General features: G+C 70.9%; 23 protein-coding genes. 10 read left to right on the top strand and 13 right to left on the bottom strand.

Going from position 1 to position 25,254, the window contains the following annotated elements; translation table 11 throughout:
* Positions 1-101: 101 nt before the first annotated feature.
* Positions 102-1,127: an NADP-dependent oxidoreductase gene (locus CJ022_RS13705; RefSeq protein ID WP_101927202.1), complete on the bottom strand. Its 1,026-nt coding sequence runs from the start codon at positions 1,125-1,127 to the stop codon at positions 102-104.
* Between the two features lie 82 nt (positions 1,128-1,209).
* Entirely contained in the window at positions 1,210-2,160 is a 951-nt protein-coding gene (locus CJ022_RS13700) for an aldo/keto reductase (RefSeq protein WP_101927201.1), read from the bottom strand.
* Between the two features lie 185 nt (positions 2,161-2,345).
* On the opposite strand from CJ022_RS13700, the gene CJ022_RS13695 reads away from it, so the two are divergent.
* The 3 genes from CJ022_RS13695 (at position 2,346) to CJ022_RS13685 (ending at position 5,174) form a co-directional block, all read left to right on the top strand.
* Positions 2,346-3,197 (top strand): class I SAM-dependent methyltransferase, encoded by an 852-nt coding sequence (locus CJ022_RS13695; protein ID WP_101927200.1) that lies wholly within the window; start codon positions 2,346-2,348, stop codon positions 3,195-3,197.
* 101 nt (positions 3,198-3,298) lie between these two features.
* Positions 3,299-3,841 (top strand): pseudouridine synthase, encoded by a 543-nt coding sequence (locus CJ022_RS13690; RefSeq protein ID WP_101927199.1) that lies wholly within the window; start codon positions 3,299-3,301, stop codon positions 3,839-3,841.
* Positions 3,842-4,007: 166 nt separating this feature from the next.
* A complete protein-coding gene (locus CJ022_RS13685) occupies positions 4,008-5,174 on the top strand; it encodes a hybrid sensor histidine kinase/response regulator (RefSeq protein ID WP_101927198.1) in 1,167 nt (388 codons plus the stop codon).
* Between the two features lie 83 nt (positions 5,175-5,257).
* Here CJ022_RS13685 and CJ022_RS13680 read toward each other — a convergent pair whose 3' ends face one another.
* The gene (locus CJ022_RS13680; RefSeq protein WP_101927197.1) at positions 5,258-5,617 is read right to left on the bottom strand and encodes a hypothetical protein; all 360 of its coding nucleotides are present in this window, start codon (positions 5,615-5,617) and stop codon (positions 5,258-5,260) included.
* 317 nt (positions 5,618-5,934) lie between these two features.
* Entirely contained in the window at positions 5,935-8,463 is a 2,529-nt protein-coding gene (hrpB, locus tag CJ022_RS13675; RefSeq protein ID WP_233198796.1) for an ATP-dependent helicase HrpB, read from the bottom strand.
* Positions 8,464-8,588: 125 nt separating this feature from the next.
* Between hrpB and CJ022_RS13670 the strand changes: the two genes are divergently transcribed.
* Positions 8,589-10,349 carry an endonuclease gene (locus CJ022_RS13670; protein WP_101927195.1) on the top strand — a complete coding sequence of 587 codons (1,761 nt, stop codon included), beginning with the start codon at positions 8,589-8,591 and terminating at the stop codon, positions 10,347-10,349.
* A gap of 220 nt (positions 10,350-10,569) precedes the next feature.
* Positions 10,570-11,388 carry a TatD family hydrolase gene (locus CJ022_RS13665; RefSeq protein WP_101927194.1) on the top strand — a complete coding sequence of 273 codons (819 nt, stop codon included), beginning with the start codon at positions 10,570-10,572 and terminating at the stop codon, positions 11,386-11,388.
* Positions 11,389-11,809: 421 nt separating this feature from the next.
* Here CJ022_RS13665 and ubiB read toward each other — a convergent pair whose 3' ends face one another.
* From ubiB to oleD, 4 genes are all read right to left on the bottom strand, one after another.
* Positions 11,810-13,477 carry a ubiquinone biosynthesis regulatory protein kinase UbiB gene (gene ubiB / locus CJ022_RS13660; RefSeq protein WP_101927193.1) on the bottom strand — a complete coding sequence of 556 codons (1,668 nt, stop codon included), beginning with the start codon at positions 13,475-13,477 and terminating at the stop codon, positions 11,810-11,812.
* On the bottom strand, positions 13,474-14,124 hold the full coding sequence (locus CJ022_RS13655; RefSeq protein WP_101927192.1) for a ubiquinone biosynthesis accessory factor UbiJ: 651 nt from the start codon (positions 14,122-14,124) through the stop codon (positions 13,474-13,476). The genes ubiB and CJ022_RS13655 overlap by 4 nt, the downstream gene beginning before the upstream one ends.
* Positions 14,125-14,231: 107 nt before the next feature.
* The gene (locus CJ022_RS13650; protein ID WP_101927191.1) at positions 14,232-14,363 is read right to left on the bottom strand and encodes a DUF1328 domain-containing protein; all 132 of its coding nucleotides are present in this window, start codon (positions 14,361-14,363) and stop codon (positions 14,232-14,234) included.
* Between the two features lie 166 nt (positions 14,364-14,529).
* Positions 14,530-15,540, bottom strand: coding sequence for a 2-alkyl-3-oxoalkanoate reductase (gene oleD / locus CJ022_RS13645; RefSeq protein WP_101927190.1), 1,011 nt, complete (start codon positions 15,538-15,540; stop codon positions 14,530-14,532).
* Between the two features lie 182 nt (positions 15,541-15,722).
* On the opposite strand from oleD, the gene CJ022_RS13640 reads away from it, so the two are divergent.
* Positions 15,723-16,829: a serine hydrolase domain-containing protein gene (locus tag CJ022_RS13640; RefSeq protein WP_101927189.1), complete on the top strand. Its 1,107-nt coding sequence runs from the start codon at positions 15,723-15,725 to the stop codon at positions 16,827-16,829.
* Here the strand turns inward: CJ022_RS13640 and CJ022_RS13635 are convergent.
* Both CJ022_RS13635 and oleC read right to left on the bottom strand, forming a co-directional pair.
* The gene (locus tag CJ022_RS13635; RefSeq protein ID WP_101927188.1) at positions 16,813-18,396 is read right to left on the bottom strand and encodes a winged helix-turn-helix domain-containing protein; all 1,584 of its coding nucleotides are present in this window, start codon (positions 18,394-18,396) and stop codon (positions 16,813-16,815) included. The two genes, CJ022_RS13640 and CJ022_RS13635, sit on opposite strands and share 17 nt — an antisense overlap.
* Positions 18,386-20,053, bottom strand: a complete 1,668-nt coding sequence (gene oleC, locus CJ022_RS13630; RefSeq protein WP_101927187.1) for an olefin beta-lactone synthetase — start codon at positions 20,051-20,053, stop codon at positions 18,386-18,388. The genes CJ022_RS13635 and oleC overlap by 11 nt, the downstream gene beginning before the upstream one ends.
* Positions 20,054-20,145: 92 nt before the next feature.
* Between oleC and CJ022_RS13625 the strand changes: the two genes are divergently transcribed.
* From CJ022_RS13625 to CJ022_RS13610, 4 genes are all read left to right on the top strand, one after another.
* Entirely contained in the window at positions 20,146-20,565 is a 420-nt protein-coding gene (locus CJ022_RS13625) for a hypothetical protein (RefSeq protein WP_101927547.1), read from the top strand.
* A 109-nt stretch (positions 20,566-20,674) separates the two neighbouring features.
* On the top strand, positions 20,675-21,112 hold the full coding sequence (locus CJ022_RS13620) for a rhodanese-like domain-containing protein (protein WP_101927186.1): 438 nt from the start codon (positions 20,675-20,677) through the stop codon (positions 21,110-21,112).
* Positions 21,113-21,195: 83 nt separating this feature from the next.
* Complete coding sequence (gene secB, locus CJ022_RS13615; protein WP_101927185.1) at positions 21,196-21,723, top strand: protein-export chaperone SecB; 528 nt, start codon at positions 21,196-21,198, stop codon at positions 21,721-21,723.
* A 2-nt stretch (positions 21,724-21,725) separates the two neighbouring features.
* Entirely contained in the window at positions 21,726-22,751 is a 1,026-nt protein-coding gene (locus CJ022_RS13610) for an NAD(P)H-dependent glycerol-3-phosphate dehydrogenase (protein ID WP_101927184.1), read from the top strand.
* A 375-nt stretch (positions 22,752-23,126) separates the two neighbouring features.
* Here CJ022_RS13610 and CJ022_RS13605 read toward each other — a convergent pair whose 3' ends face one another.
* The 3 genes from CJ022_RS13605 to CJ022_RS13595 all read right to left on the bottom strand — a co-directional run bounded on the left by CJ022_RS13605 (position 23,127) and on the right by CJ022_RS13595 (position 25,129).
* On the bottom strand, positions 23,127-23,705 hold the full coding sequence (locus CJ022_RS13605; RefSeq protein ID WP_101927183.1) for a porin family protein: 579 nt from the start codon (positions 23,703-23,705) through the stop codon (positions 23,127-23,129).
* 184 nt (positions 23,706-23,889) lie between these two features.
* The gene (locus tag CJ022_RS13600; protein WP_101927182.1) at positions 23,890-24,354 is read right to left on the bottom strand and encodes a tRNA (cytidine(34)-2'-O)-methyltransferase; all 465 of its coding nucleotides are present in this window, start codon (positions 24,352-24,354) and stop codon (positions 23,890-23,892) included.
* 70 nt (positions 24,355-24,424) lie between these two features.
* Positions 24,425-25,129, bottom strand: a complete 705-nt coding sequence (locus CJ022_RS13595; RefSeq protein WP_101927181.1) for an SDR family oxidoreductase — start codon at positions 25,127-25,129, stop codon at positions 24,425-24,427.
* Positions 25,130-25,254: the final 125 nt, after the last annotated feature.

Below are 25,254 nucleotides of genomic sequence, written 5' to 3'. Positions count from 1 at the left end.
CGGCGTTTACGCAGCGACGCCCGCAGCACGCGACGTGGAGGTCGATCGCGCGCGCCGCGTTCTCCGACACGATGTCGACCGGCGCCCCGGGACGCGTTGCCTCAGTCCGCGATGCGCACCAGCAGCTTGCCGAAGTTCCGGCCCTGCAACAGCCCGATCAGGCCCGCCGGCGCGTTGTCGAGGCCGTCGATGACGTCCTCGCGATAGCGGATCCTGCCGTCCTGCAGCCAGCGTCCCATCTCGCGCAGGAACTCGGGATACAGCTGGATGAAATCGTGCTGGATGAAGCCGCGCACCGTCAGGTGCCGCGACAGGATCAACCCCATCAGCTGCGGCACGCGGTCGGGGCCGGCCGGCGGCGCGGTGTCGTTGTAGTGCGCGACGAGGCCGCAGACCGGAATGCGCGCGAAGTCGTTGAGCAGCGGCAGCACGGCGTCGAACACCTTGCCGCCCACGTTCTCGAAGTAGACGTCGATGCCATCGGGGCACGCGGCTGCGAGCTGCGCGGCGAAATCGTCGGCGCGGTGATCGAGCGCAACGTCGAAACCGAGGTCGTCGCGCACGTGCGCGACCTTCTCCGCGCCGCCGGCGATGCCGACCACGCGCGCGCCGGCCTGCCGGGCAATCTGGCCGACCGTGGCGCCGACCGGGCCGCTGGCCGCGGCGACGACGAGCGTTTCGCCGTGCTGCGGCTTGCCGATCTCGCGCAGGCCCGCGTACGCGGTGAAACCGGGCATGCCATAGACGCCGAGCGCGGTCGACAGCGGCACGCCATCGGGATCGAGCTTGCGCCGCAGCGCCTCGCCATCGACGACGGCGTGCGTCTGCCAGCCGGCATGCGCGAGCACCAGATCGCCGGGCGACCACGCGGGATGCAGCGACTCCACCACTTCCGACACCGTCGCGCCGTCCATGACGTCACCGACCTCGATCGGCGCCGCATAGGAACGCCCGGCATTCATGCGCCCGCGCATGTAGGGATCGAGCGACAGCCAGCGGTTGCGCAGCAGCACCTGGCCGTTGCGCGGCGACGCCAGCGGCACCTGCTCGCGGCGGAAGTCGGTGTCGGTCGGGGCGCCCCGGGGGCGGGCGGCGAGGACGATGCGGGTATTGAGGGTGTCGTTCATGACGGACGCTCCAGTCGGAAAGAGGCCGACGCCGTGCAGCATGCGCGCCGCGCCCGTGGCGGCGCGTCAACGCAGCGCGGGCTCAGCCGGCGCTGGCGCCGTCGAGCGCGGCGATGTCGGCCTTCGTCAGCAACAGGGTGCGCGCGGCGGCCAGTTCGCGCAGCTGCGCGACGCTGGTCGCGCTGACGATCGGCGCGGTGATGCCCGGGCGCGCGATCAACCAGGCCAGCGCGATCTGGGCGACGGTCGCCGAATGCCGGCAGGCGGCATCGTCGAGCGCGGCGAGAATGCGCTTGCCGCGGGGATTGAGATACCGCTGCACGACCTGCGCACCACGCGCGGCGCTCTTCGCGCCGTCGGCCTCGCTGCGGTACTTGCCACTGAGGAAGCCGCTGGCGAGCGCGTAGTAACTGATGACGCCGATGCCGTGCTCGCGCACCAGCGGCGCGAGCTCCGCTTCGTATCCCGACCGGTCCACGAGGTTGTACTCGGGCTGCAGCGTCTCGAAGCGCGGCAGGCGGTGGCGCCGGGCGACGTCCAGCGCTTCGGCCAGGCGCGGGGCGCTGTAGTTGGACGCGCCGATCGCGCGCACCTTGCCCTGCTCGATGAGACGCGAGAACGCGCCGAGGGTGTCTTCCAGCGGCACCGTCGGATCGTCCTCGTGTGCCTGGTAGAGATCGATGACGTCGGTGCGCAGCCGCCGCAGCGAGTCCTCGCAGGCGGCCTGGATGTTGGCCGGCGCCAGTCCCTTGCGCGACGCCCATTTCGCGACCTTGGTCGCGATGACGACGCGGTCGCGCCGGCCGCTGCGCTGCAGCCAGCGTCCGATCAGCGTTTCGGACTCGCCGCCGGCATTGCCGTCGGCCCAGGCCGAATAGACGTCGGCGGTGTCGACGAGGTCCAGACCCAGCGCAACGCATTCGTCGAGCAGCGCGAACGAGGTCGCCTCGTCGGCGCTCCAGCCGAACACGTTGCCGCCGAAGGCCAGCGGCGAGATCCGCAGGCCCGAGCGTCCGAGTTCACGGTCCGCCATCGTCCACTCCTCTGTGCAGGGCGGCCAGCATAGGCACGCGTGCACGACAGCGCGCATGGCCCGCGGCGGAAACAGTGTTCCGGATGCGCGCGCCGATCGCCGCGCAGGCCGGCACCTGCCTGCACACGCGGCGCTGCGGCGGTTGTGGCACCCTTGCGCGACTTTCGCGAACCGGAGTTCCGACCATGCAACGCTCCATGTTGTTGTGCGCCACCCTCGTGCTGGCCCTCGCCGGCTGCGCCTCCGGTCCGCAGACGCAGGCCGACACCGCCACCGACCTCGATACCGCCAACCTCACGCGACTCGACACCGTGCTGGCCGGCGACTGGCGCAGCCCGGAGAACACCGCGCGCGACGTCTACCGCCATCCGCGCGAGACCCTGGCCTTCTTCGGCGTGCGTCCGGAACAGACCGTCATCGAGATCACGCCCGGCGCCGGCTGGTACATGGAGATCCTGGCGCCGTACCTGCGCGAGGACGGCCAGTACGTCGCCGCGATCGTCGATCCCGCGGCGCTGCCGGAAGGGCGCGGCCGCACCTACCAGCAGACCCAGCGCGCCAACCTCGACAAGCGTATCGCCGACGCGCCGACGCGCTTCGACCGCACGCGCATCGCCGCCTACGACCCGGCCGCACCACGCTTCGGGCCGGACGGCTCGGCCGATGTGGTGCTGACGTTCCGCAACGTGCACAACTGGCGCGGCGCCGGCCAGGCCGAGGGCATGTTCAAGGGCTTCTACGACGTGCTGCGTTCGGGCGGCGTGCTCGGTGTCGTCGAACACCGCGCCGCGAACGACGTGCCGGCGGATGACCGCAGCGGCTATGTCGGCCAGGCGCAGGTCATCGCGATGGCGCAGGCGGCCGGGTTCCGCGTCGACGCCAGCAGCGAGATCAACGCGAACCCGCGCGACACCAAGGACCATCCCAAGGGCGTGTGGATGCTGCCGCCCGGCAACAACCACGAGCCTGCCGACGCCGCGCGCTACCAGGCGATCGGCGAGAGCGACCGGATGACGCTGCGCTTCGTCAAGCCGTAAGCCGGCTCCGGCACGCGGCGCGGGCCCGGTCGTCGCGACCGGACCGCGCGCGCTCGTCGCGGCGATGCGCGTCGCGCGTCTCTCGTCCTGTCGCCGCCTCGATGCTGATCGCGTTCAACAAGCCCCACGGCGTGCTGTGCCAGTTCACCGACCGCAGCCAGCCGCCGCGTCCGACGCTCGCCGGGTTCGGCCTGCCGACCGGCGTCTATCCTGCCGGCAGGCTCGATCACGACAGCGAAGGCCTGCTGCTGCTGACCGACGACGGCGGCCTCGCGCACCGCATCACCGATCCGCGGCACAAGCTGCCCAAGACCTATCACGTGCAGGTCGAAGGCACGCCGGACGCGGCGCAGCTGCAGGCGCTGCGCGATGGCGTCGCCCTCAACGACGGTCCCACGCGCCCGGCCGCGGTCGCGCTGCTGGATCCCGCGCCGGTGTTCTGGCCGCGCGATCCGCCGGTGCGGTTCCGCAAGTCGGTGCCGGATGCGTGGCTGGCCATCACGCTCCGCGAAGGCCGCAACCGCCAGGTCCGGCGGATGACGGCCGCCGTCGGCCTGCCGACCCTGCGCCTGGTGCGGGTGGCGATCGGCGACTGGGCGCTCGACACGCTGGGCCCCGGGGCGTGGCGCGCGTTGCCGGCATGAGCCCGGCGAAGGTGCGCGTTCCGTGTCCGACGTTGGCGGGAGTTGCGTTCAGTTAACGCCACTTGTTGGGAGCGTGCGCGGGGATCGTGAGATTTCTGTTACCGTCTGCGCCGGACGCGTGCGCGCGCGATGTCCATCACCGCCATGGGGCAACGCAGCCAGAGACATGCCGACTTCGATCAACGCCAGCGGACGCATTCTTGTCGTCGACGACCAGCCCGCCAACCTGCGGGTGGTCAGCTCGTTGCTGAGCCGGCACGGCTACGAGGTCGCCACTGCCAGCGATGGCGCCGAGGCCCTGTCGATCCTGGCGACGCTGCAGCCGGACCTGATGCTGCTCGACATGCTGATGCCGAACATGGACGGCTTCGCGCTGCTGGCCGAGATCAAGCAGAACCCGGACCTGCTGCGCCTGCCGGTGGTGTTCCTGACCGTCGCCCAGGACCGCGAACTGCTGCTGCGCGCGTTCGACTCGGGCGCCGTCGACTACGTCACGAAGCCGTTCATGCCCGAAGAGCTGCTCGCGCGCGTCAACGCGCACGTCGGCCTCAAGCAGACCCGCGACCGGCTGGAGCGAATCGCGCGCGAGCGCCAGGAGCTGGTGAACCTGGTCGCGCACGATCTGAAGAATCCGCTGTCGAGCATCTGGTTCGCCAGCGACATGCTGATCAAGGGCGAGACCAAGCCCGAGCGCGTGCCGCGCTATCACAAGATGATCCATGACAGCGCCGAAGACGCGCTGGGCTACATCCGTCGTTACCTGGAAACCCAGGACCGCAAGAAGGAAGGCGACGCGCCGCAGGCGACGGCGCTGCGCGACGTGCTCGACTGGCTGGTCGACCGCTACGGCCTGCAGTTCGAGGACCGCGGCGTGGCGCTGCAGATGCGTGCGCCGGACGTGTCGCCGCTGGTCGCGGTGGACGCGCTGGTATTGCGCCAGGTCGCCGAGAACCTGATCACCAACGCGATCAAGTACGCGCCCGACAGCGACGTCGACCTGTCGATGCGCGGCGGCGGCGTCGGCTTCTGGCAGCTGCTGGTCGAGGACCGCGGCCCGGGCATCGCGCGCGATCTGCAGCACGCGCTGTTCCGCCCGTTCTCGCGCCTCGCGCATGCGGGCAAGGACGACGGCCGCTCCAGCGGACTGGGCCTGTCGCTGGCCAAGCAGATCGTCGTCAATCTCGGCGGCCAGCTCTGGTACGAAGACCGCGAGGGCGGCGGCTCGCGGTTCGTCATCGAGTTGCCGGAAATCTCCGGCGACCTGGCCACGGCCGAGGCCGACGGCACGGTCGAACGGCTCGAGGCGGACCAGGACGACGACGCCCACGCCTGATTCGCGGGTTCGAGATGACCCAAAAAAAACGCGCGCCCCGGGGCGCGCGTTTTCGTTGGGCTGCAGGCAACGCCTGCGGTGCGTCAGTCCTGGTTCGAGGACGCAGCCGCCGGGCCGCGACGGGTCGTCGTGCGACGACGCGACGGCGCGCGCTTGGCCTCGATGCGGCGCGACGAGCCTTCGATGGTGCCGTTCTCTTTCTTCTTCTTGTACTGGCGCGCGGCCAGCCAGACGAGCCCGGCGCCGGCGAGGCTGGCAGCGAGGATCGCGGGATTGCGGCGCAGGAAGCCGCCGGCAACGCGTGCACCCGACTTGGCCGCTCCGATCGCGATACCGGTCTGCAGCCACTTCTCGGCCGAATCCGGAATGGCGTGGCGCAGGCTGTCGCCGGCCTGGCCGACCAGCGTAATGGCCTTGTCGGACAGCTGTTCGAACTTGCTCATCATGGATTCCTTGGAAGTCCGGTAAGGGAGGCGAGCCAGTCTGCGGCCGGTGAGGTCGACCGGACGTGACAGCTGCGGCCGTGCCGCGCCGCGTTCAAGCGCCGTTTCGCATCGGCGGGCGGCCAACGGCAGGCGGAACACGCGCGGCGGCGCCCTGTCATGTTCGACACCTCGGTCCCGATCGACGGGTCCCGGGTACCGCGCGGTGTCGCGTGGTGTGTCGCGAATGCGTTCCAGGGATCGTCCGGCCGCGCCCCGCACGCCCGCGACGACCCCGGCCATGGGCCACCGTCGCCACGGATGCGGGTCGTCGAGCCTCAGGTGCCCCGCGGCTTTGCGCGATGCGTTGCGGACGCGTTCCAGGGATCTTCGGGCCATGGATGCCTGGGGTAGCGCCCCTTCATTTCCTTGCGCACCTCGGGATAGGTCCGCTCCCAGAAGCCGCGCAGGTCGCGCGTGACCTGCAGCGGCCGCCCGGCCGGCGACAGCAGATGGATCGTCAGCGGCACGCGGCCGTCGGCAATCGCCGGGGTTTCGGCGAGACCGAACAGTTCCTGCAGCTTGACCGCGAGCACCGGCGGCTGCGCGCTGCCGTCGCCGTCGATCGCGTAGTCGATCGCGCGCGCCTGCCCCGAGGGCACGGTCAGGCGCACGGGTGCGAGGCGATCGAGCTGCTGGCGCTGCGTCCAGTCGAGGCGTGCCTGCAGCGCCTGCGCGAACGTCTCCGCGTCGAGCGCATCGAGCCGCGTGCAGCCGGCGAACGCGGGACGCAGCCAGGCGTCGCGCGTGTCCCGCAACGCGGCATCGGACAGGTCCGGCAAGCCGAGTTCCGGCATCCACTCGCGCAGGCCCTGCACGCGCGCGCGCCATTGCCGCAGGCCGTCGCGCCACGGCAGCACCTCGAGCCCGAGCGCACCGACCGCATCGCTCAGCGCCTGCGCGGCCTGCGCCGGATCGACGCGGCCGCTGGCCACCGCGTCGAGCACGATGCCGTCGAAGCGCCGCACGCGCTCGCCGACCAGCGCGCGTTTCTGCGCGTCCCAGCGGGTTTCGTCGGCATCGGAGAAGCGCTCGGGCCAGGTCGCGCGCAGGTGCGCCTCGTCGACCGGCGCGCCGCGCAGCAGCAGCGCATCCTTGGCATCGAAGCGCAGCTCGCTGGCGACGATCCACGGCTCGCCGACCAGGGTGCTGTCGTCGAACAGTTTCGCCATGCGCCCGTTGCTCAGCGGATAGCGGTAGGTCTCGCGCGCGTGGCGGTGCCCGATGCGATCCGGGAACGCATGCGCCAGCAGGTCGCCGAGCGCGTGCGCCGGCGCGTCGCGGGGCGGCAGCGCATCGGTGCGCAGGCGCCGTCGCCATTGCTTCGCCGCCGCGTCGATCGCGGCGAGCGTAGAGCGCTGCGCATCCGGCGGCGTGCGGCCGGCGCGGAACGCGGCCAGCGCCTGCCAGCGCGCGGCCAGCGCGTCCGAGCGCGGCATGCCCGGCGACGGGCGCAGCGGATCGCGCGCCTCGATCAGCGCGCACAGGTCGCAGGCCAGCGCCTGCGCATGGGGCGTGCCGGCGGCGAGCAGCATCGCCGCGAACCGCGGATGGGTGCCGAGGCCGAGCATGCGCCGGCCGAGCGGCGTGATCGTATCGCCGGCATCGAACGCGCCGAGGCGGCGCAACAGATCGCGCGCCGCGGCCATCGCACCGGCCGGCGGCGGATCCGGAAACCGCAGCGACACGTCGCCCCAGGCCGCGAGTTCCAGCGCCAGTGCGGCGAGTTCGACCTGGGCGATTTCCGGCCGCCGCTGCGGTTCCAGCCGTTGCGATTCCGGCCACAGACGCAAGGCGACTCCGGGCGCGACGCGGCCCGCGCGGCCCGCGCGCTGGTCGGCCGAGGCCTGCGGAATCGCGACGACATCGAGCCGCGAGAAGCCGCTGTTGGGATCGAAGCGCGGCTCGCGCGCCAGCCCGCTGTCGACGACGATGCGCACGCCCGGCAGGGTCACGCTGCTCTCGGCGACGTTGGTCGCCAGCACCACGCGTCGGCGCCCGTCCGCCGACGGCTGCAGCACGTGCGCCTGCGCGTCGACCGGCAGCTCGCCGTGCAGCGCCAGCAGTTCGACGTCGGCCGGCAGCGCGGTTTCGAGCAGCTGGCGGCACCGTGCGATCTCGCGCTGCCCCGGCAGGAACACCAGCGCATCGCCGGGCAATGTCGCCAGCGCCTCGGCAACCACGCGCCCGACCTGGTGCTCCAGCGCTTCGTCGCGCCGCGCCGGTGCATGGCGGATGTCGACCGGAAAACTGCGCCCCGCGCTCGACAGCCGCGGCGCGTCGAGCCAGTCGGCCAGGCGCGCGCCATCGAGCGTCGCCGACATCACCAGCAGGCGCAGGTCCTCGCGCAGGCCGGACTGCACGTCGCAGGCGAGCGCGAGGCCGAGATCGCCGGCGAGATGGCGTTCGTGGAATTCGTCGAACAGCAGCGCGCCGACGGCGTCCAGCGCGGGATCGTCCTGCAGCATCCGGGTCAGGATGCCTTCGGTGACGACCTCGATGCGGGTCCGCGCCGAGGTGCGGTTCTCGAAGCGGATGCGGTAGCCGACGGTGCCGCCGACCTCCTCGCCGAGCTGCCGGGCCATGAAGCCCGCGGCCGAACGTGCGGCGACGCGGCGCGGCTCCAGCATCACGATGCGGCGCCCCTGCAACCAGTCGGCGGCGAGCAGCGCCAGCGGCACCTGCGTGGTCTTGCCCGCGCCCGGCGGCGCCTCGAGCACGAGACGCGGATGCGCGGCGAGGCTGCCGAGGATCTCGGGCAGCAGCGGCGTGATGGGGAAGACGGGAGCGGGCGCGGCGGCGGTCACGGCGCACAGGCTAGCGAGGTGCCGCCGCGGCGTCGATGCGCGCGCACGCGTGCAAGGGTTTGCCCCGGTATCGAGCGTCATCTGCGGCCGTTAGATTCGTGCGGTCCCTGCTGCCCGGATCCGCCATGTCCCGTCGTGCCGTTGCTCTCTCCCGCGCGCTGCTGCTCGCCTGCGGCCTCGCGGTCGCCCCCGCGGCGCTGGCCGAGGTCTTCATCAACGAGCTGCACTACGACAATGCCGGCGCCGACAGTGGCGAGGCGATCGAACTCGTCGCGACCGCGGGCGAAGACCTGTCGACGTATCGGGTGTGGCTCTACAACGGCAGCAACGCCCCGGGCAATGCGACGAGCTACGGCAACGTCGCCGTGCCGGCCGCGCAACCGCGTGCCTGCGGCGCCGCGGTCGGCATCGCGACGGTGACCTGGCCGCGCGACGGCCTGCAGAACGGACCCAACGACGGCATCGCCCTCGTCGATGGCGCGGGCCGCGTCGTGCAGTTCCTCAGCTACGAAGGCACGCTCGTCGCCGGCAACGGCGCCGCCGCCGGCATGAGCAGCCAGAGCCTGCCGGTGTCGGAAAGCGCCGCCGCCCCGGTCGGCAGTTCGCTGCAGCGGACCGGCAGCGGCACGTCGGCCGACGACTTCGACTGGGCCGCGTCGTCGACGCAGACCTTCGGCGCGTGCAACACCGGCCAGACCTTCGGCGGAGGCGGCGACGACACCGCGCCCACGATCGCCGCGACGACGCCCGTCGCCGGCGAGGACGATTTTCCGGCGGCTGGCGATCTGTCGGTGCGCTTCAGCGAACCGGTCACGCTGGGCGCCGGCGCGTTCGCGCTGCAATGCGCGGTCTCCGGCACGGTCACGCTCGACCATGCCGCCAGCGGCGACGTCTTCGCCATCGGCACCGGGACCGCGCTGCGCGGCGGCGAAGCCTGCACGCTGACGATCCGCGCGGCGTCGATCCGCGATACCGACGGACGCGCTCCGGCCGCCGACACCGTCATCGCGTTCTCCGTCGCCAGCAGCGGCGGTGGTGGGGCCGGCTACTACAGCCGCGTCAACACCAGCAGCGCGCCGCAGCTGCGCTGCTCGCTGCACGCCACGATCCGCGGCCACACCGCGTATCCCTACAGCGGCGGCACGACCAATACCTGGACGATCCTGGAGATCGCCGACGAGGATCCGGCCGACGGCGGGCGCGTGCTCGACGTCTACCGCAACCGCAGCTATGCCAAGGGCAGCGCGCGGGCCGGCACCGGCAGCGGCCTGACCTACAACCGCGAGCACACGTGGCCGAAGTCGCTCGGATTCCCGTCGACCAGTGGCGACAGGGGCCTGCCGAACGCGCCGCATACCGATGCGCACATGCTGCATCTCAGCGACACCAGCCACAATTCCGCGCGCGGCAACAAGCCGTACGCTAACTGCCCCGCACAGGCGAACTGCAGCGAGCTGGTCACCGAAGCCAACGCCGGCGTCGGCGGCGGCAGCGGCCAGTTCCCGGGCAATTCCAGCTGGACCAACGCCAGCGGCTTCCAGACCTGGCGTCACCGCCAAGGCGACATGGCGCGCGCGGTGCTGTACATGGCGATCCGCTACGAAGGCGGCACCCACCCGCAGACCGGGCAGTCGGAACCGGACCTTGAACTGACCGACGACCGCAGCCGCATCGTCGGCACGTCGTCGTCGCCGGCCTACATGGGCCTGCTGTCGACGCTGCTGGCCTGGCACCAGGCCGACCCGCCGGATGCCCGCGAACGCGCGCGCAACGAAGTCGTCTACAGCTTCCAGGGCAACCGCAATCCCTTCATCGACCATCCCGAGTGGGCCAGCGCGGCGCTGTTCGGCAGCACGTCGCCGGCGAGCTGCCAGCTGGCGGACTGACGCCGCCGGCGCGTTCCGCACACCACCGCATTCCCGGCGCCTGCGTCTGCAGGAGCGCGCGCGCGATGGGCAGTTGATCGAACGCCTGTCGCGCGCCAGCGCGCTCCTGCACGATCGCCTCCATTCCCGTCACCGCGCGTTGCAGTGGCAGGCGCCGATCCGAAATCGCCGCGCGGTGCAGCCTCTACAATGCACGCCCCGCAGCCGTGCACGCCCCGCCATGCAGTTGATCGATATCGGCGCCAACCTGACCCACGACAGCTTCGATCGCGATCGCGACGCCGTGCTGGAACGCGCTCGCGCGGCCGGCGTGTCGGCGCTGGTCGTCACCGGCGCCAGCCGCGAACATTCGCCCAAGGCCCTGGCACTCGCGCAGCAGCATCCCGGATTTCTGTACGCCACGGCCGGCGTGCATCCGCACCACGCGGTGGAATACACCGCCGAATGCGATGCCGAGCTGCGGGCGCTGCACGCGCATCCGCAAGTCGTCGCGGTCGGCGAATGCGGGCTCGATTACTTCCGCGACTTCGCCCCGCGCCCGGCACAGCGCAAGGCCTTCGAGCGCCAGCTGCAGATCGCCGTCGACACCGGCAAGCCGCTGTTCCTGCACCAGCGCGACGCGCACGACGACTTCATCGCGATCATGCGCGAGTTCGACGGCCGGCTCGGCCCGGCGGTCGTGCACTGCTTCACCGGCGAGCGGCGGGAGCTGTTCGACTACCTCGACCGCGACTGGCACATCGGCATCACCGGCTGGCTGTGCGACGAACGCCGCGGCCAGCATCTGCGCGAACTGGTGCCGAACATTCCGGCGCACCGCCTGATGGTCGAGACCGACGCGCCGTACCTGCTGCCGCGCACGCTCAAGCCGATGCCCAAGGACCGTCGCAACGAACCGGCGTTCCTGCCGCATATCGTCGAGGAACTGGCGCGGGATCGCAGCGAGACCGTCGACGTGACCGCCGCCGCGACGACGGCGACGGCGCTGGCGTTCTTCGGACTGTCCGCAGTGCAGGACGCCGACGCCGGTTCGGCATAAAAATCGGAGAAACGCACGGCGGGGGCAGGCCGGTTCGCGCGGGTCGTGCGTTCCGCCTGGCCCGCGCGCAAGCACGTTCTCAGAGAACGGCGATGCGGAACCTGCGCAGGCGCCCCTCGCCTGCTGCGCGCCGCATGGTCCGGCCCGACCTCCACGCGTCGTAATGGAGGGCGCTCGCGCGCGACGGGCCTTCTTGCCGTCCCGGTTCTCGCGCAAACACGCGCCTACCGACACGCCGTCCGAACGCGACGGACTCGTCGGGCGTCGACTGCGCTGCCGACCGCAGCGGCAGCGCAAGTTGCTGCCCGTCATAGGAAGGCGCTCGCGCGCGACATGCCGCGTCACGGCCCGAGCGGCCCGTCACACACGCAAAAAGTCGACGGAGGACATCGCCCGCACCCGCCGGGCGACGTCGGGCGCGCTAGCGCCGCGGCCAGGACGCCAGCAGGGCCCACAGCCCGCCGACACCCGCGACCCAGGTCGCGACCGGCAGGCCGAACAGCGACGGACCGCCCGCTTCCAGCGCGAACAGCACCGCCGCGACGATCAGCAGACCGACACCGAGGATCGCCGCGACGACACGGCGCTGCATGCCCTGCATCGTCGCGTTGAGTTCGGCCAGATCGTGCGAGCGCATCTTGAGCTCGTGGCCGCCCTCGACCTGCTGCTTGAGCCAGGCATGCAGCAGGCGCGGCATGTCCGGCGCCTGGGTGATCAGTTCCGGCAGGCGGTCGCGGAATTCGCGGCCCAGGCGCTGCGGGCTGTAGCGCTCGACGAGGATGCGCTCGAGCACCGGCCGCGCGACGGCCCAGATGTCGAGCTTGGGATCGAGCAGGCGACCGATGCCCTCGATGCTCAACAGGGTCTTCTGCAGCAGGATCAGCTGCGGCTGCAGCGTGAGCTGGTAGCGCTGCGCCGTGCGGAACAGTTTGCCGAGCACTTCGCCGAGCGAGATCTCCGACAGCGGCCGGGTGAAGTACGGCTCGCAGACCGAGCGCACGGCCGCTTCGAGTTCGTCGATGCGCAGATGCGCGGGCATCCAGCCGGCCTGGATGTGCAGCTCGGCGATCCGGCGGTAGTCGCGGCGGAAGATCGCCATGAAATTCTCCGCGAGGTAGTACTGATCCTCGCGCGAGAGCTGGCCCATGATTCCGAAATCGAGCGCGATGAAACGCGGATTGTCGCGACGCGTGGGATCGACCCAGATGTTGCCGGCGTGCGCGTCGGCATGGAAGAAATTGTCGCGGAACACCTGCGTGTAGAACACGCGCACGCCCTTGGCCGCCAGCGCCTTGCGGTCGATGCCGGCCGCGTCGAGCGCGGCGATGTCGTCGCTGGGAATGCCGCGCACGCGCTCCAGGGTGAGCACGCGCTGCGCGGTGCGCTCCCAGATCGGCGCCGGCACGTAGAGATCCGCGGACGCCTCCCAGAACCGCCGCAGCACCGATGCATTGGCGCCTTCGCGCTGCAGGTCGAGCTCGGCGGCCAGTGTGTTCTCGATCTCGGCGACGACTTCGCGCGGCCGGATCTTGTCGGCATTGGGATGGGTGCGGTCGACCAGCGCGGCGAGGTTCTTCAGCAGCGCGATGTCGGCCGCGATCTGCTTCTCGATGTTCGGCCGCAGCACCTTGACCACGACTTCGCGCGGCGGATGGCGGTCGTCGGCAGGCAGCGTCGCCGCGTGGACCTGGGCGATCGACGCCGAGGCCAGCGGGGTGCTGTCGAAGTCCGCGAACGCCGCGGCGATCGGCATCTGCAGTTCGCGCTCGATGATCGCCAGCGCCAGCGCACCGTCGAACGGCGCGACGTTGTCCTGCAGCAGCGCCAGCTCGTCGACGATGTCGACCGGCACCAGGTCGCGGCGGGTCGACAGGATCTGGCCGAACTTGACGAAGATCGGCCCGAGGTCCTGCAGCGCGAGCCGCAATCGCGCGCCGCGCGAGCGGCCGGCGATATCGTGCGACGCGCCGGGCACGAAGGGGCGCGCGAGCCTGAGCCAGCGTTCGACCGGCGTGCCGTCGAGCAGATCGTCGAGCCGGTAGCGCAGCAGGACCCGGCCGATGCGCGAGGCGCGCAGCAGCCCCCTCATCCCGCAGACCCGCGGTCGGGCGCCAGGCGCGCGACGCGCGCGGCGAGGCGTTCGACATCGTCGCGGATCGCATCGACGTCGTCGTGGAAGGCGTTGAGCTCATCGCGCGCGACGACGTCGCGCGATTCCTCGGTCACGTATTCGGCCGCGCTGCCCGCCAGCGTGCGGCCGAGATCCTGCGCCTGGCGCAGCGCGGCGGCGAACGCGTTGGCGACCTGCACGCCGATGACCTCGCCGAAGACGGCCACGAACGGCTGCTGCCAGTCGGGATCGAAACGGCTGGCGAGCTTCTGCAGGCGCCGCGCGAGTTCGGCATCGCCCGAGACCCGGACCTTGCCGATCGGCGGGGCGTCGTCGCGGCGCAGGAACGGCAGCTGCGACAGCACGCCGGCCAGCGAGGTGCGGACCGCGAGGTCCGGTTCGCTGGCCGCATCCACCGGCCCGACGACGAGACGTTCGCCGTCGACGCGCAGTTCCAGCGCCAGCGGCGGCGACGACAGGGTCAGCGCGATGCGCTGGCCGTCGAGGCCGCGCAGCGCGGCGCAGGTGTCGGCGTCGAGTGCCAGCGCGCGATTGAGCGCCGTCTCGAGCGCGCGCCCGGCGATCGGCTTCAACATCGAAAACGGAGAGTACGGACGGTCGACCATGCGGCATTGTAGCGTCCGCCCCGCGCCCGCAGCCGCGTCGCCAGGCAAAGAAAAAGCCCGCCTTGCGGCGGGCTTTTCGCGTTCGATCCTGGGATCGGAACGGATCGTCAGACCCGTCGACCACGCAGCATCGAAACGACGGCGAGGATCAGGAACACGACGAACAGGATCCACGCGATATTGGTCGCGGCGCCTGCGACGCCACTGAAGCCGAGCACGCCGGCGATGATGGCCGGCATACCTGAGCATTGTTGAGTCTCCGTTGGGGCTCCGGCCGGAAGCGGCGTGGGGTCACGGTATGCCCGGTCAGGTCGCGATCAGGTGACGGCGCGACGGATTCGCCGCGATGTTCTTCAGCAGGATGATGGATGCGTGAAACCGCCGGCCGCCGGACCGTGGCGTCGATCAGGCCCGCGCCGCGGTGCCGCCCACATGGGACGCCGCCAGCCGGCGCAGGCCTTCGGCGAGCGTGACACGCGGCACGTAGCCGAAATCGCGCGTCGCCGGCGCCATGTCGTACCAGTGCGTCGTGCTCAGTTGCTCGGCCAGGAACCGCGTCATCGGCGGCTCGCCTTTCAGGCGCAGCAGCGGCCACACAGATTCGCAGATCGCACCGATCGCGTAGGCGGCGCCAAAGGGAATCGTCTTCGCGACCTGCGGCGCGCCGGCGGCGGCCAGCAGCGCGTTGACGATCTCGCGCACCGTCGTCGGTTCGCCGTTGCTGATGAAGTAGGCGCGGCCCGCGCAGGCCGCGCCCGGCGCCAGATGGTCGAAGGCGTCGAAATGCGCCTGCGCCGCATTGTCGATGTAGGTGGTGTCGATGCGGTTCTCACCGTCGCCGACGAAGCGCAGCCGCCCGGCCCGTGCCCGCTCGGCCAGGCGCGGCAGCAGTTGCTGGTCGCCGGGCCCCCAGATCAGCCGCGGACGCAGCGCGACCGTCGCGAGGTCCGGGCCGTTCGCGGCGAGCACGGCCTGTTCGGCAATCTTCTTGGTCGTCGCGTACGGCGCCTTGAAGCCCTCGCCATAAGGCACGGTGTCGGCGGTGCCGCCTTCGACCGGATGCGTCGCCCGGTGGGTCACGCTGGGCGTCGAGGTGTAGACCAGCCGGCCGATGCCATGCGCGCGGCAGGCATCGAGCACGTTCTGCGTGCCGACGACATTGGCCTGGTGGTAACTCTCGTAGCTGCCCCAAGCGCCGGCCTTGGCCGCGTTGTGGAAGATTGCGTCCATGCCCAGCGCGGCAGCGCGTACCGCGTCCGCATCGGCGAGATCGCCGCGCACCTGGCGCACGCCGATCGCATCGAGCTCGGGGTAGTGCCCGCGATTGAAGCTGGTGACGTCATGACCGCGTTCGACGAGGCCGCGGCACAGGGCCTGGCCGAGGAAGCCGCCGCCACCGGTAACCAGGATCCGCATTGCCGACTCCACACGTTGCAGGGCCGCACACGATAGCGACGCCCGCCGGGCTTGGCGACGCGCCCATGGCACTGACGGCTGCAAGTCGCTGATCCGCCTGCACTTCAGAATTCTTCATTCCCCTATCAGGCACTTCAGACGGACATGGCGTGCAGTGCGGCTCCCTCGACCGGAGTCCGTCCATGCAGTCCTTGTCCCGCCTCGCACTGTCCGCGCTGCTTGCTCTGTCCGCCGCGCCGCTTGCGGCCGCTTCACCCTCGCCCGTCACCGACTGGCCGGTCGCCGACGCAGGTGCACGTGGCTGGAACACCGACCGGCTCGCCGCGCTGGATGCCGCCATCGCCGGCGGCGAAGCGCCCGATACCACCAGCGTGCTGGTCGTCCACCGCGGCGCGTTGATCCACGAGGCCTATTTCAACGGGGCCGACCGCGACACCCTGCACAACACCCGCTCACTGGCCAAAAGCGTGACCGCGCTGCTGGTCGGGGCGGCGATCGACCGCGGATTGATCGACGGCGTCGATGCGCCGGTCCTGGGCTTCTTTCCCGACCGCACGCCGGCCCATCCGGGCGCGTTCAAGACCGCCACGACGGTCGAAGACCTGCTGACGATGAGCGCGCAGTGGGAGTGCGACGACAACAACGAGTTCTCGTCCGGGCACGAAGAGCGGATGTACGTCAGTGCCGACTGGATCCAGTTCGCGCTCGATCTGCCGCAGCGCGGCTATCCCGCCTGGACCAAGCGTCCGGCTGACAGTCCCCACGGCCGCGCGTTCGCCTACTGCACGGCGAACGCGTTCCTGCTCGGCGCGATCGTCGAGCGCGCGAGTGGCATGTCGCTGGAACGCTTCGCTGCCGACGTGCTCGAGCGCCCGCTGGGGATCGCATCCGCAAGCTGGCATCGTTCCTCGGACGGCACCGGCATGGGCGGTGGCGGCACGGAATACCGCAGCCGGGATCTGGCGAAATTCGGACAGCTGATCGTCGATGGCGGTCGCTGGCACGACCGGCAGATCGTGTCGGCCGACTGGGTGCGGGCGATGGCGCAGGTGCACGCGCAGACGCCGTTCGATGCCGACTACGGCTACCAGATGTGGCGCTTCCCGTTCAAGGCGGGCGACCGGCAGGTGCACGCGTGGGCGATGTCCGGCAACGGCGGCAACTACGTGTTCGTGGTGCCGGAATCGCAGCTGGTCGTGGTGATCACCCGCACCCGCTACAACCAGCGCGGCATGCATGCCGAGTCGCAAAAGCTGTTCGCCGATTACGTGCTCAGCGCGATGCCGTGACCGCATCGTCGGGCAGCCGGCCGGACGCCTGCACCGCAGCGCGTTCGGCCGCGAGCGCCGTGTCGATGCGACGCAGCGCGGCATCGAACGCCGACGCGGTGCGCAGTTCGGCGAACAGCGGTGAGACGCGCAGGTAGCCGGAATTGCGGAAGCCGGCGGTGATCGCGGCATCGAGTGCACCGAACGCGGCGGCGTTGTCGCCGGCCTGCACCTGCAGCAGGGCGGCTTCGACACCGTCGAACGGATCGGAGCCGCTGGCGAGTCCGGCGCGCAATGCATCGGCGCGTGCGCGCAGTGTGGCGACGTCGGGCGGCGGCACTGCACCGATGCGCCACGCCATCGTCTCGGGCAGGCTGGCGTGGGGTTTGCGCGCACGCGCCTGCTGCACAGCTTCACCCGCCGCGATGTGTTCGCCGCGCAACAGGGCGAGTTCCGTGGCCAGCAGATGCAGGCCGGCGTGATCCGTGCCGCGCGAGATCGCTTCATTCAACGCGGCCTGCGCTTCGTCCGGACGGCCGTGTTCGTAGAGGAACGTGGGCCAGGCGAGATTGGAGAACACGTTGTCCGGATACAGCTGGAAGCTGCGCCGGTACCGCGCTTCGGCTGCGGCGGTGTAGCCGAGCAGGTCGAGGTTGGACGCGATCTGCAACTCCAGGAAACGCACGCGCTCCGGTGCGCGCACATCCAGGTTCGCGGCCAGCGCCTCGGCGATGTGGCCCTGTCGTGCCTGCAGGTACGCGGCCGACGCACGGCTGCCGTCGGCCGCGGGATCCAGCTTCACGGCGCGCGTGTAGCCGTCCAGCGCGGCGGTGACTTCGCCGCGGCAATCGTGTGCATACGCGAGCGCGTTATGTGCAGCGGAGGATTCCGGCTGTCGCGCAACTACGGCGTCTGCCAGCGCCAGCGCCTGCGCTGCATCCTCGGCATTGCCGCTGTAGAGACACAGGCGTGCGCTGTAGGCGCGACTCAGGCCGAGCTGCGCGGTGCTGTCGTCCGGTGCTTCCTGCAGGCGTTGCCGGTACAGCGCGATCGCGCGCTCGTTGTTCGCGGGCTGGCCGATGGCGGCGTAGTACGCCGCACGTTCCAGTAACGGCGAGACGACCGGCGTTTCCGATCGCGGCCACAACCACCAGAGCAGCGCGCCGGACGTCGACAGTGTCAGCATCAGCAGCACGGCGATGCGCGGTGCATGCGGTCGCCGTTCGAACTTGACGGCCGTCGGCGTTGCCGGCGCTTCGATCCGCGGTTCGCTGCACAGCTGGTAGCCCTGCCCGCGTACCGACCGCAGATAGCGCGGCTGGCGGCCGTCGTCGCCCAGCGCCTGGCGCAGCAGGCGCACGCGCTGGGTGACGGTTTCCTCGCCCACGTGCGCGGGCGCCCACACGCGATCGATCAGTTCGTCGAAGCCGACCACGCGTGTGCCCTGCCCCAGCAGCACATGCAGCAGCCGGAAGCTGAGGCCGGACACATCCAGCACCTGTCCGTCATCGCGGACCACGCGTTGCCGCGCGACATCGATGCGCAGATCGTCGAGCCGGTACTGCGCAGGCGCAGGGTCAGCCGACACGCGTCGCCGCCCACACGGCGAGGGTCTCGCGGCCGATCTTGGCGTTGTGGCGGATGTCGACCGGGAAGCCGGGATGGAACAGCACGCGCGTGATGCGCCCGGTGTGGACGAAGCCTTCGCCGATGTGGCGCAGTTCGTCGGCGATGCGCGCCTGTTCCGTCTTCGCGACACCGGCCTCGAGCTCCACGCACAGCACCGGCGTCTGCGCGCCCTTCGGACCGACGCCGACCAGCGCGGTGCGCTTCACCTCGGCGTGCACGTTGAACACCGGTTCGACCTGTTCGGTGCACAGCGTGCCGGTCGCGGTCACCACACGGTGGCCCTTGCGGCCGCAGAACCACAGCCGGCCTTCGGAATCGAAGTAACCGAGATCGCCCATGCGATGGACGATGCGCGTGCTGCCGTCGGGCAATGTCTCGGTGATCTTCGCCAGTCGCGTCTGCGCGTCGCGGTTGAAGTAGGCGTCGGTCGCGCTCGGTCCGGCGACGGTGATCTCGCCGACCTGGGCGCCGGGCACGCACAGCGCGTCGGACCAGGTTGCGATCGCGGCGTCGTCGACCCGGATGATGCGCACCGCGTTCGGCGGCACCGGGCGGCCCACGCAGGTGCCGGCGCCGTGCTCGGTGCGCGTACGCAGGTCGAGCAGCTCGCGGCCTTCGATGACCGCGACCGGCAGGCATTCGGTCGCGCCGTAGGGCGTCCAGAAGCGTGCGTCGTCAGGCAGCAGTTCGAGAATCTTCGCGACCGTGTCCGGCGGCACCGGCGCACCGGCCGAGGTCACGCGGCGCAAGGTCGGCAGCGGCTGACCATGCGTCGCGAGCACACCCATCAATGCAGGGGATCCGAACAGCTGGTCGACGCCGAACCGCTCGATCGCCGCATGCAGCTTGCGCGGATCGGCCTTGGCCGGCTGGGTCGGATCCATGTCCGGAATGATCGAGGTCAGCCCCAGCGCCGGATCGAACAGCGCGAACGGCGGGAACGTCGGCAGATCCACGCCGCCGGCACCGATCCCGAACGCCTCGCGCAGCATGTCGATCTGCGCGGCGAAATGGCGGTGCCGGTAGACCACGCCCTTGGGCACGCCGGTCGAACCGCTGGTGAACAGGATCGCGGCGACATCGTCGCCGGCCGTCGCGGCGAGTTGCGGGCCGGCGCCGGTGCCCGCGCGTTCCACCTCGGCCAGCGTCGCGTCACTCCACAGCGCCCGACGCCCGGTGGTGATGCGCACGCGCGCCGCTGTTGCCCAGCGCAGCAGCACGCGCGCGACCTGCGCCAGCGGAATGCCGATGAACGCCTCGGGCTGGGCTTCGTCCAGGCACTGCTTCAGCGCGCGTTTGTCGATACCCGGATCGACCAGCACCGGCACCGCGCCCGCCTTGAACAGCGCGAACATCAGCAGGAAGAACTCGGGCGTCGGCCGCACCATCAGCACCGTGCGCGTGCCGCGGACGATGCCGCGCGCGGCGAGTCCGGCCGCGATCGCATCGCTGCGCGTATCGAGCGCGGCGTAGGTCAGCGCGTGCGCGTCGGCATAACCGCCGTCGCGGCCCGGGCAGCGCATCGCGATCCGGTCGGGATGCTCGCGCGCCAGGCGCGGCAGGGCGGCGGCGATGTTGACCGCATCGGCGGTCGCGGAGGTCGGGGATTCGGTCACCGCGACAGGATACCCGCGCGTTCCGCGGCGCCGACGCCGGCGCCTGGGCTAGGATGACCGCCGTACCGGCCAGGGGGCCGGAAGGGGACGACATGCACGCACCACGCCTGCGCTGGCTCGCCGGCTCACTGCTGCTCTGTCTGCTGGCCGGCTGCGCGAGCACCGGGTCGCAGATGAGCGCGCTCGATCGCGCCCAGACCGCGTGGTCGGCCGCGATCCGCTGGAACGATTTCGACACCGCCTGGCAGCTGGTCGATCCCGACTACCGCGCCGCGCACCCGCGCAACGAGGTCGAGATCGAGCGCTACAAGCAGATCCAGGTCACCGGCTACACCGACCGCGGCAGCGTCGCCGGTCCCGAGACCGCCACGCGCGAGATCGACATCGGCGTCGTCAACCGCCACACCATGGCCGAGCGCACCCTGCGCCACACCGAGCGCTGGCGCTACGACCCGGCCGCCAAGACCTGGTGGGTCGAAGGCGGTCTGCCGGATTTCTGGGCGGGCGAATAGGTCCGGCCCGCGTGCGGGCTCCGCGCCGTCCGGGCCTCCCCGGGCCCGATAGGTCCGCCCGCGCGCGGTATGCGACAATCGCCGCCCGCTGCCCACCCGCGATCCATCCGTGAACTTCGAAGAACTTCTGGCCTTTTTCGGCCGAAACCAGGTGCTGTCGCTGATCCTTGTCGTGATCACGGTCGCGATCGTCTTCAACGAGATTTCCCGGCTGTTCCGCGGGTTCAAGACCCTGCGTCCGGCCGAGCTGACCGCGCTGGTCAACCGCGACAACGCGCTGGTGGTCGACCTGCGGCCCGCCGCCGATTTCGGCAAGGGCCACATCCCGGGTTCGAAGAACGTGCAGATGAGCCACTTCGATCCCGAGAGCAAGCAGCTGGCGCCCGCCAAGGCGCTGCCGGTGGTGCTGGTCTGCAAGACCGGCAGCACGGCCTCCGACGCCGCCAAGCGGCTCAAGAAAGCCGGCTTTGAGAACGTCTACGTGCTCGATGGCGGCATCGGCGGCTGGCAGCAGGCCGACCTGCCGCTGGTCAAGGGCAAGGGCTGATCCGGCCCGATCCCGGCGCAATGCCATAATCGGCGCCTCGTGCGGGCGCCCGTCGCCTCATTCAAATTCCTGGAGTTGAAGCAATGTCCGAAGACCAAGCCGCCAACGGCGCCAATGGCGCGACCCCGGCCCAGCCGACCGGCGCGCAGTTCAGCGTCGAGAAGATCTACGTCAAGGACGTCTCGTTCGAGTCGCCCAAGTCGCCGATGATCTTCAGCGAGCAGGCGCAGCCGCAGCTCAACATGAATCTCAACCAGAGCGTGCAGCGCGTCGGCGACAACGCCTACGAAGTGGTCCTGGCGATCACGCTGACCTGCACCTCGGGCGACGACGACAGCAGCACCGTGTACGTGGCGGAAGTGAAGCAGGCCGGCGTGTTCGGCCTGGCCGGCTTCGACGGCAACACGCTCGACGCGCTGCTCGGCACCCAGTGCCCGAACGTGCTGTACCCGTATGCCCGCCAGCTGATCGGCGAGCTGATCCAGGCCGGTGGCTTCCCGCCGTTCCTGCTGCAGCCGATCAACTTCGACGCGCTCTACGCCGAAGGCGTGCGCCAGCGCAGCCAGCAGGCCGGCGAGCAGCCGACGACCGACCAGATCGGCAACGCCTGAGCGTGACGGATCGCAAGCCCGCGGTCGCGGTGCTGGGCGCGGGCTCCTGGGGCACCGCGCTCGCCTCGCTGATCGCACGCAATGGCCACCCCACGATGCTGTGGGGTCGCAACGCGGCGCAGATCGAAGCGATCGACCAGCGCCACGAGAACCCGCGTTATCTGCCCGGCATCGCGTTGCCGGAGACCCTGCGGGCCACGACCGATCTCGCCGCCGCCCTCGAGGGTGTCGGCCTGATCCTCGTCGTCGTGCCGTCGCATGCCTTCACCGAAACCCTCGAGCTGCTCGCGCCGCTGCGCCCGGACGGCGTCGGCGTGTCGTGGGCGACCAAGGGCTTCGAGCCCGGCTCCGGCCGGTTCCTGCATGAAGTGGCCGGCGGCCTCGTCGGCGACGACGTGCCGCTGGCGGTCGTCACCGGTCCCTCGTTCGCGAAGGAAGTCGCATCCGGCCTGCCGACCGCGATCACCGTGCAGTCCGACGACGACGCCTTCGCCCAGACCGTGGCCGACGTGCTGCACGGGCCGACGTTCCGCGCCTACACCGGCAACGACATGCGCGGCGCGGAACTCGGTGGCGCGATGAAGAACGTGCTGGCCGTCGCCACCGGCGCGGCCGACGGCATGGAGCTGGGCCTCAACGCCCGCACCGGCCTGATCACCCGCGGCCTCAACGAGATGCTGCGCCTGAACCACGCGATCGGCGGCCGGCCGGAAACCCTGATGGGGCTCGCCGGTCTGGGCGATCTGGTACTGACGTGTTCGGGCGACCTGTCGCGCAACCGGCGCCTGGGCCTGGCGCTGGGACGCGGCGAGCAGCTCGCCGACGCCGTCCGCGCGATCGGTCAGGTGGTCGAATCGGTGCAGACCGCCGACGAGGTCATGCGCCTCGCCGAGCGGCACGGCATCGAACTGCCGATCTCCAGCAACGTCCGCGCGGTGCTGCACGGCGAGATCTCGCCGGAGGAAGGCCTCGCCCGCCTGATGGCCCGCGAACAGAAGCCCGAGTACCCGGACAACCTGTTCGGCTGAGGCCTGCGGCGCGCGCCGCTGGTCCGCGTCGAGATCCTGCACTGCCCGTCGACCCGCCGCTGGGGACCTCGCCTCGTGTCGCTCCATGCCGGGCGCCCTTTCCTGTCCGGCCGCAGCAGCCCACACAGGCGTGAATGTCCTGTTCGACCGGCAGGAACGCCGACCCTCCGCGTGCCTGCGATCGCAGGGCCGGATGAATCGCGACGCGCCGGGCGGCTTGGCGCGCATCGGCGCGGCGGCGACGACCCGCCCGCACACCGGGGTCGCGACGCGCGGCCATAAAAAAACCCGGCCGTTTCCGGCCGGGTCGGTGCGACGTTCAGGGGAGAGAGAGACGCCAGGGGAAGCGCCGAACGCCGCACGAGCGCTGCGTGGTCACCAGGTCAGACGCGGACCCACGAACCACTGGGTGTCGCCACCCTTGATCAGTTTGATGTCGCCGGCGACGCCGACGTTGGCGTTGAACTTCCACTGCGCGCCGAGCCGGCCGTAGAACTCGCTGTCGAAGTCGCTGCCGTAATCCTCGTATCCGGCCAGCGCATAGCCTTCCAGCGCCGGCAGCAGCGCGCTGCGCGCGCCGACTTCGACCGCATAGCCGTCGGCATCGATGCCCTGACCGAAATCGACGCTCTGGTAGGCGACGCGGGTCAGCAGGTCGGTCCGCGGCGTGACTTCGTGGTTGTAGCCGATGCCGAGACGCCACTGGTCGCGATCGACCGGACTGTCGTCGAAGCTCTCGCGGGCGTAGTCGCCGAACGCGTGGAAGTTGGGCAGGAACGCCGCCGACCCGCGCAGCGCCCAGCCATCGGCATCGACGTCGCGACCGACGAGGGCGAGCTCGGAGTTGCTGGCCGCGTAGCCGCCTTCGACGTAGTTGTAGGACAGGCCCTCGGCCGCGCTGGCGGTGACGGGCAGCGCGGCGGTCAGGGCCGCGATCGTGAGGGTGCGCATCATCGGGCGTTGCGATCGTCGTTCGAGGGAAGAAGAAGAGGCCGGTCCGGATGGCAGGGAGGGGATGCTTCGAGGGGGAGGGGAAGCACGACCATCCGGGCCGGCAGAGGTGCATCATCCGCACCGGCGGCCAACACGCGCTGAATAGTGAACCGGCGAGTTCAGGAACTTTTGCGCGCCGTTCAGGTCACAGGCCGCCCGCGAACCCCTGCTGTCGCCACGCTTCGAAGACGACGACGGCGACCGCGTTCGACAGGTTGAGGCTGCGGTTGCCCGGCCGCATCGGCAGGCGCAGCCGCTGCCCGTCCGGCACCGTCGCCAGCACCGCATCGGGCAGGCCGCGGGTTTCGCTGCCGAACAGGAATGCATCGCCTTCGACGAACGCGGGCGTATCGAGCCGCACGCTGTTGCGGGTGCTCAGCGCGAACAGCCGCCGCGGCGCGATGGCCGCGAGCGCGGCGTCCAGGGAGTCGTGGACCTGCAGCGTCGCGTACTCGTGGTAGTCGAGCCCGGCGCGACGCAGGTTGCGGTCGTCGAGATCGAAGCCCAGTGGGCGCACCAGGTGCAGGCGCGCGCCGGTGTTGGCGCACAACCGGATCACGTTGCCGGTGTTGGGCGGGATCTCGGGCTGGTGGAGGATGACGTCGAACATGCTGCGTCGCAGGTGACGGCGGCGGGCGCGGCCGGGTCGGGCATTGTCCGGGGTTTCGCCGGCGCGCGCGTCACCAGGGCAGGGTCTTGCCGGCAGCGTCGAGAAAGCGCCCGCTGTCGTCGGCGCCGAGCGCGTCGATCCGGGCGAGCAGTCCGGCCACCGCGTCGGCGGGATCGAGATCGGCCTGGGCGCCACCCATGTCGGTCCGCACCCAGCCCGGATGCAGCGCGACGACGACGATGCCGCGCTCGGCCAGCGCGCGTGCCAGCAGCACCGTCGCCATGTTCAGCGCGGCCTTGCTGATCGCGTAGCTCGGCGTGCCGAAGCGCGTCGTCGAGCCGATCGAACCCAGTTGCGACGAGATGTTCGCGATGCGTGCGCCGTCGGCCAGCGACGCCACCAGCGCCTCGGTCAGCAGCAGCGGGCCGACGGCGTTGCTCTGCAGGCTGTGGTCGAGCACCTCGGCCGACAGATGGCCGAAGCGTTCGCCGGAATGCAGCACGCCGGCATTGTTGATCAGCCGCTCGACGCGATCGCCGGCGCCGAGCACCAGCGGCAGCTCGCGCACCAGCTCGGCGCGCGAACGTGCGTCGGTGATGTCCAGCGGCAGCACCTTGAGCCGGCCGGGGTGTTCGCCGGCCAGCGGATTCAGGGCCGTCGCCCGCCCCGGCTGGCGGCAGGTGGCGACGACGTGGCGGCCCGCCGCCAGCGACTGGCGCACGAATTCCAGACCGAGGCCACGGTTGGCGCCGGTCACGAGGGTCCAGTCGGTCATCGTCGTTCTCCTGCCTGTCCGGGAATCCGCCGACTCTAGCCCGCGGTCCGTCACGGCGCCGACCATGACCTGCGGCCGGTGCGCCTCCGCGCGGCGCTGGCTACGATGTCCGCACTTCCGTCGCC

Origin of the sequence: Luteimonas rhizosphaerae (assembly GCF_002849595.1) — a bacterium.
Lineage (GTDB): Bacteria > Pseudomonadota > Gammaproteobacteria > Xanthomonadales > Xanthomonadaceae > Luteimonas > Luteimonas cellulosilyticus.
This window is presented reverse-complemented; position numbering and strand designations above follow the sequence as displayed.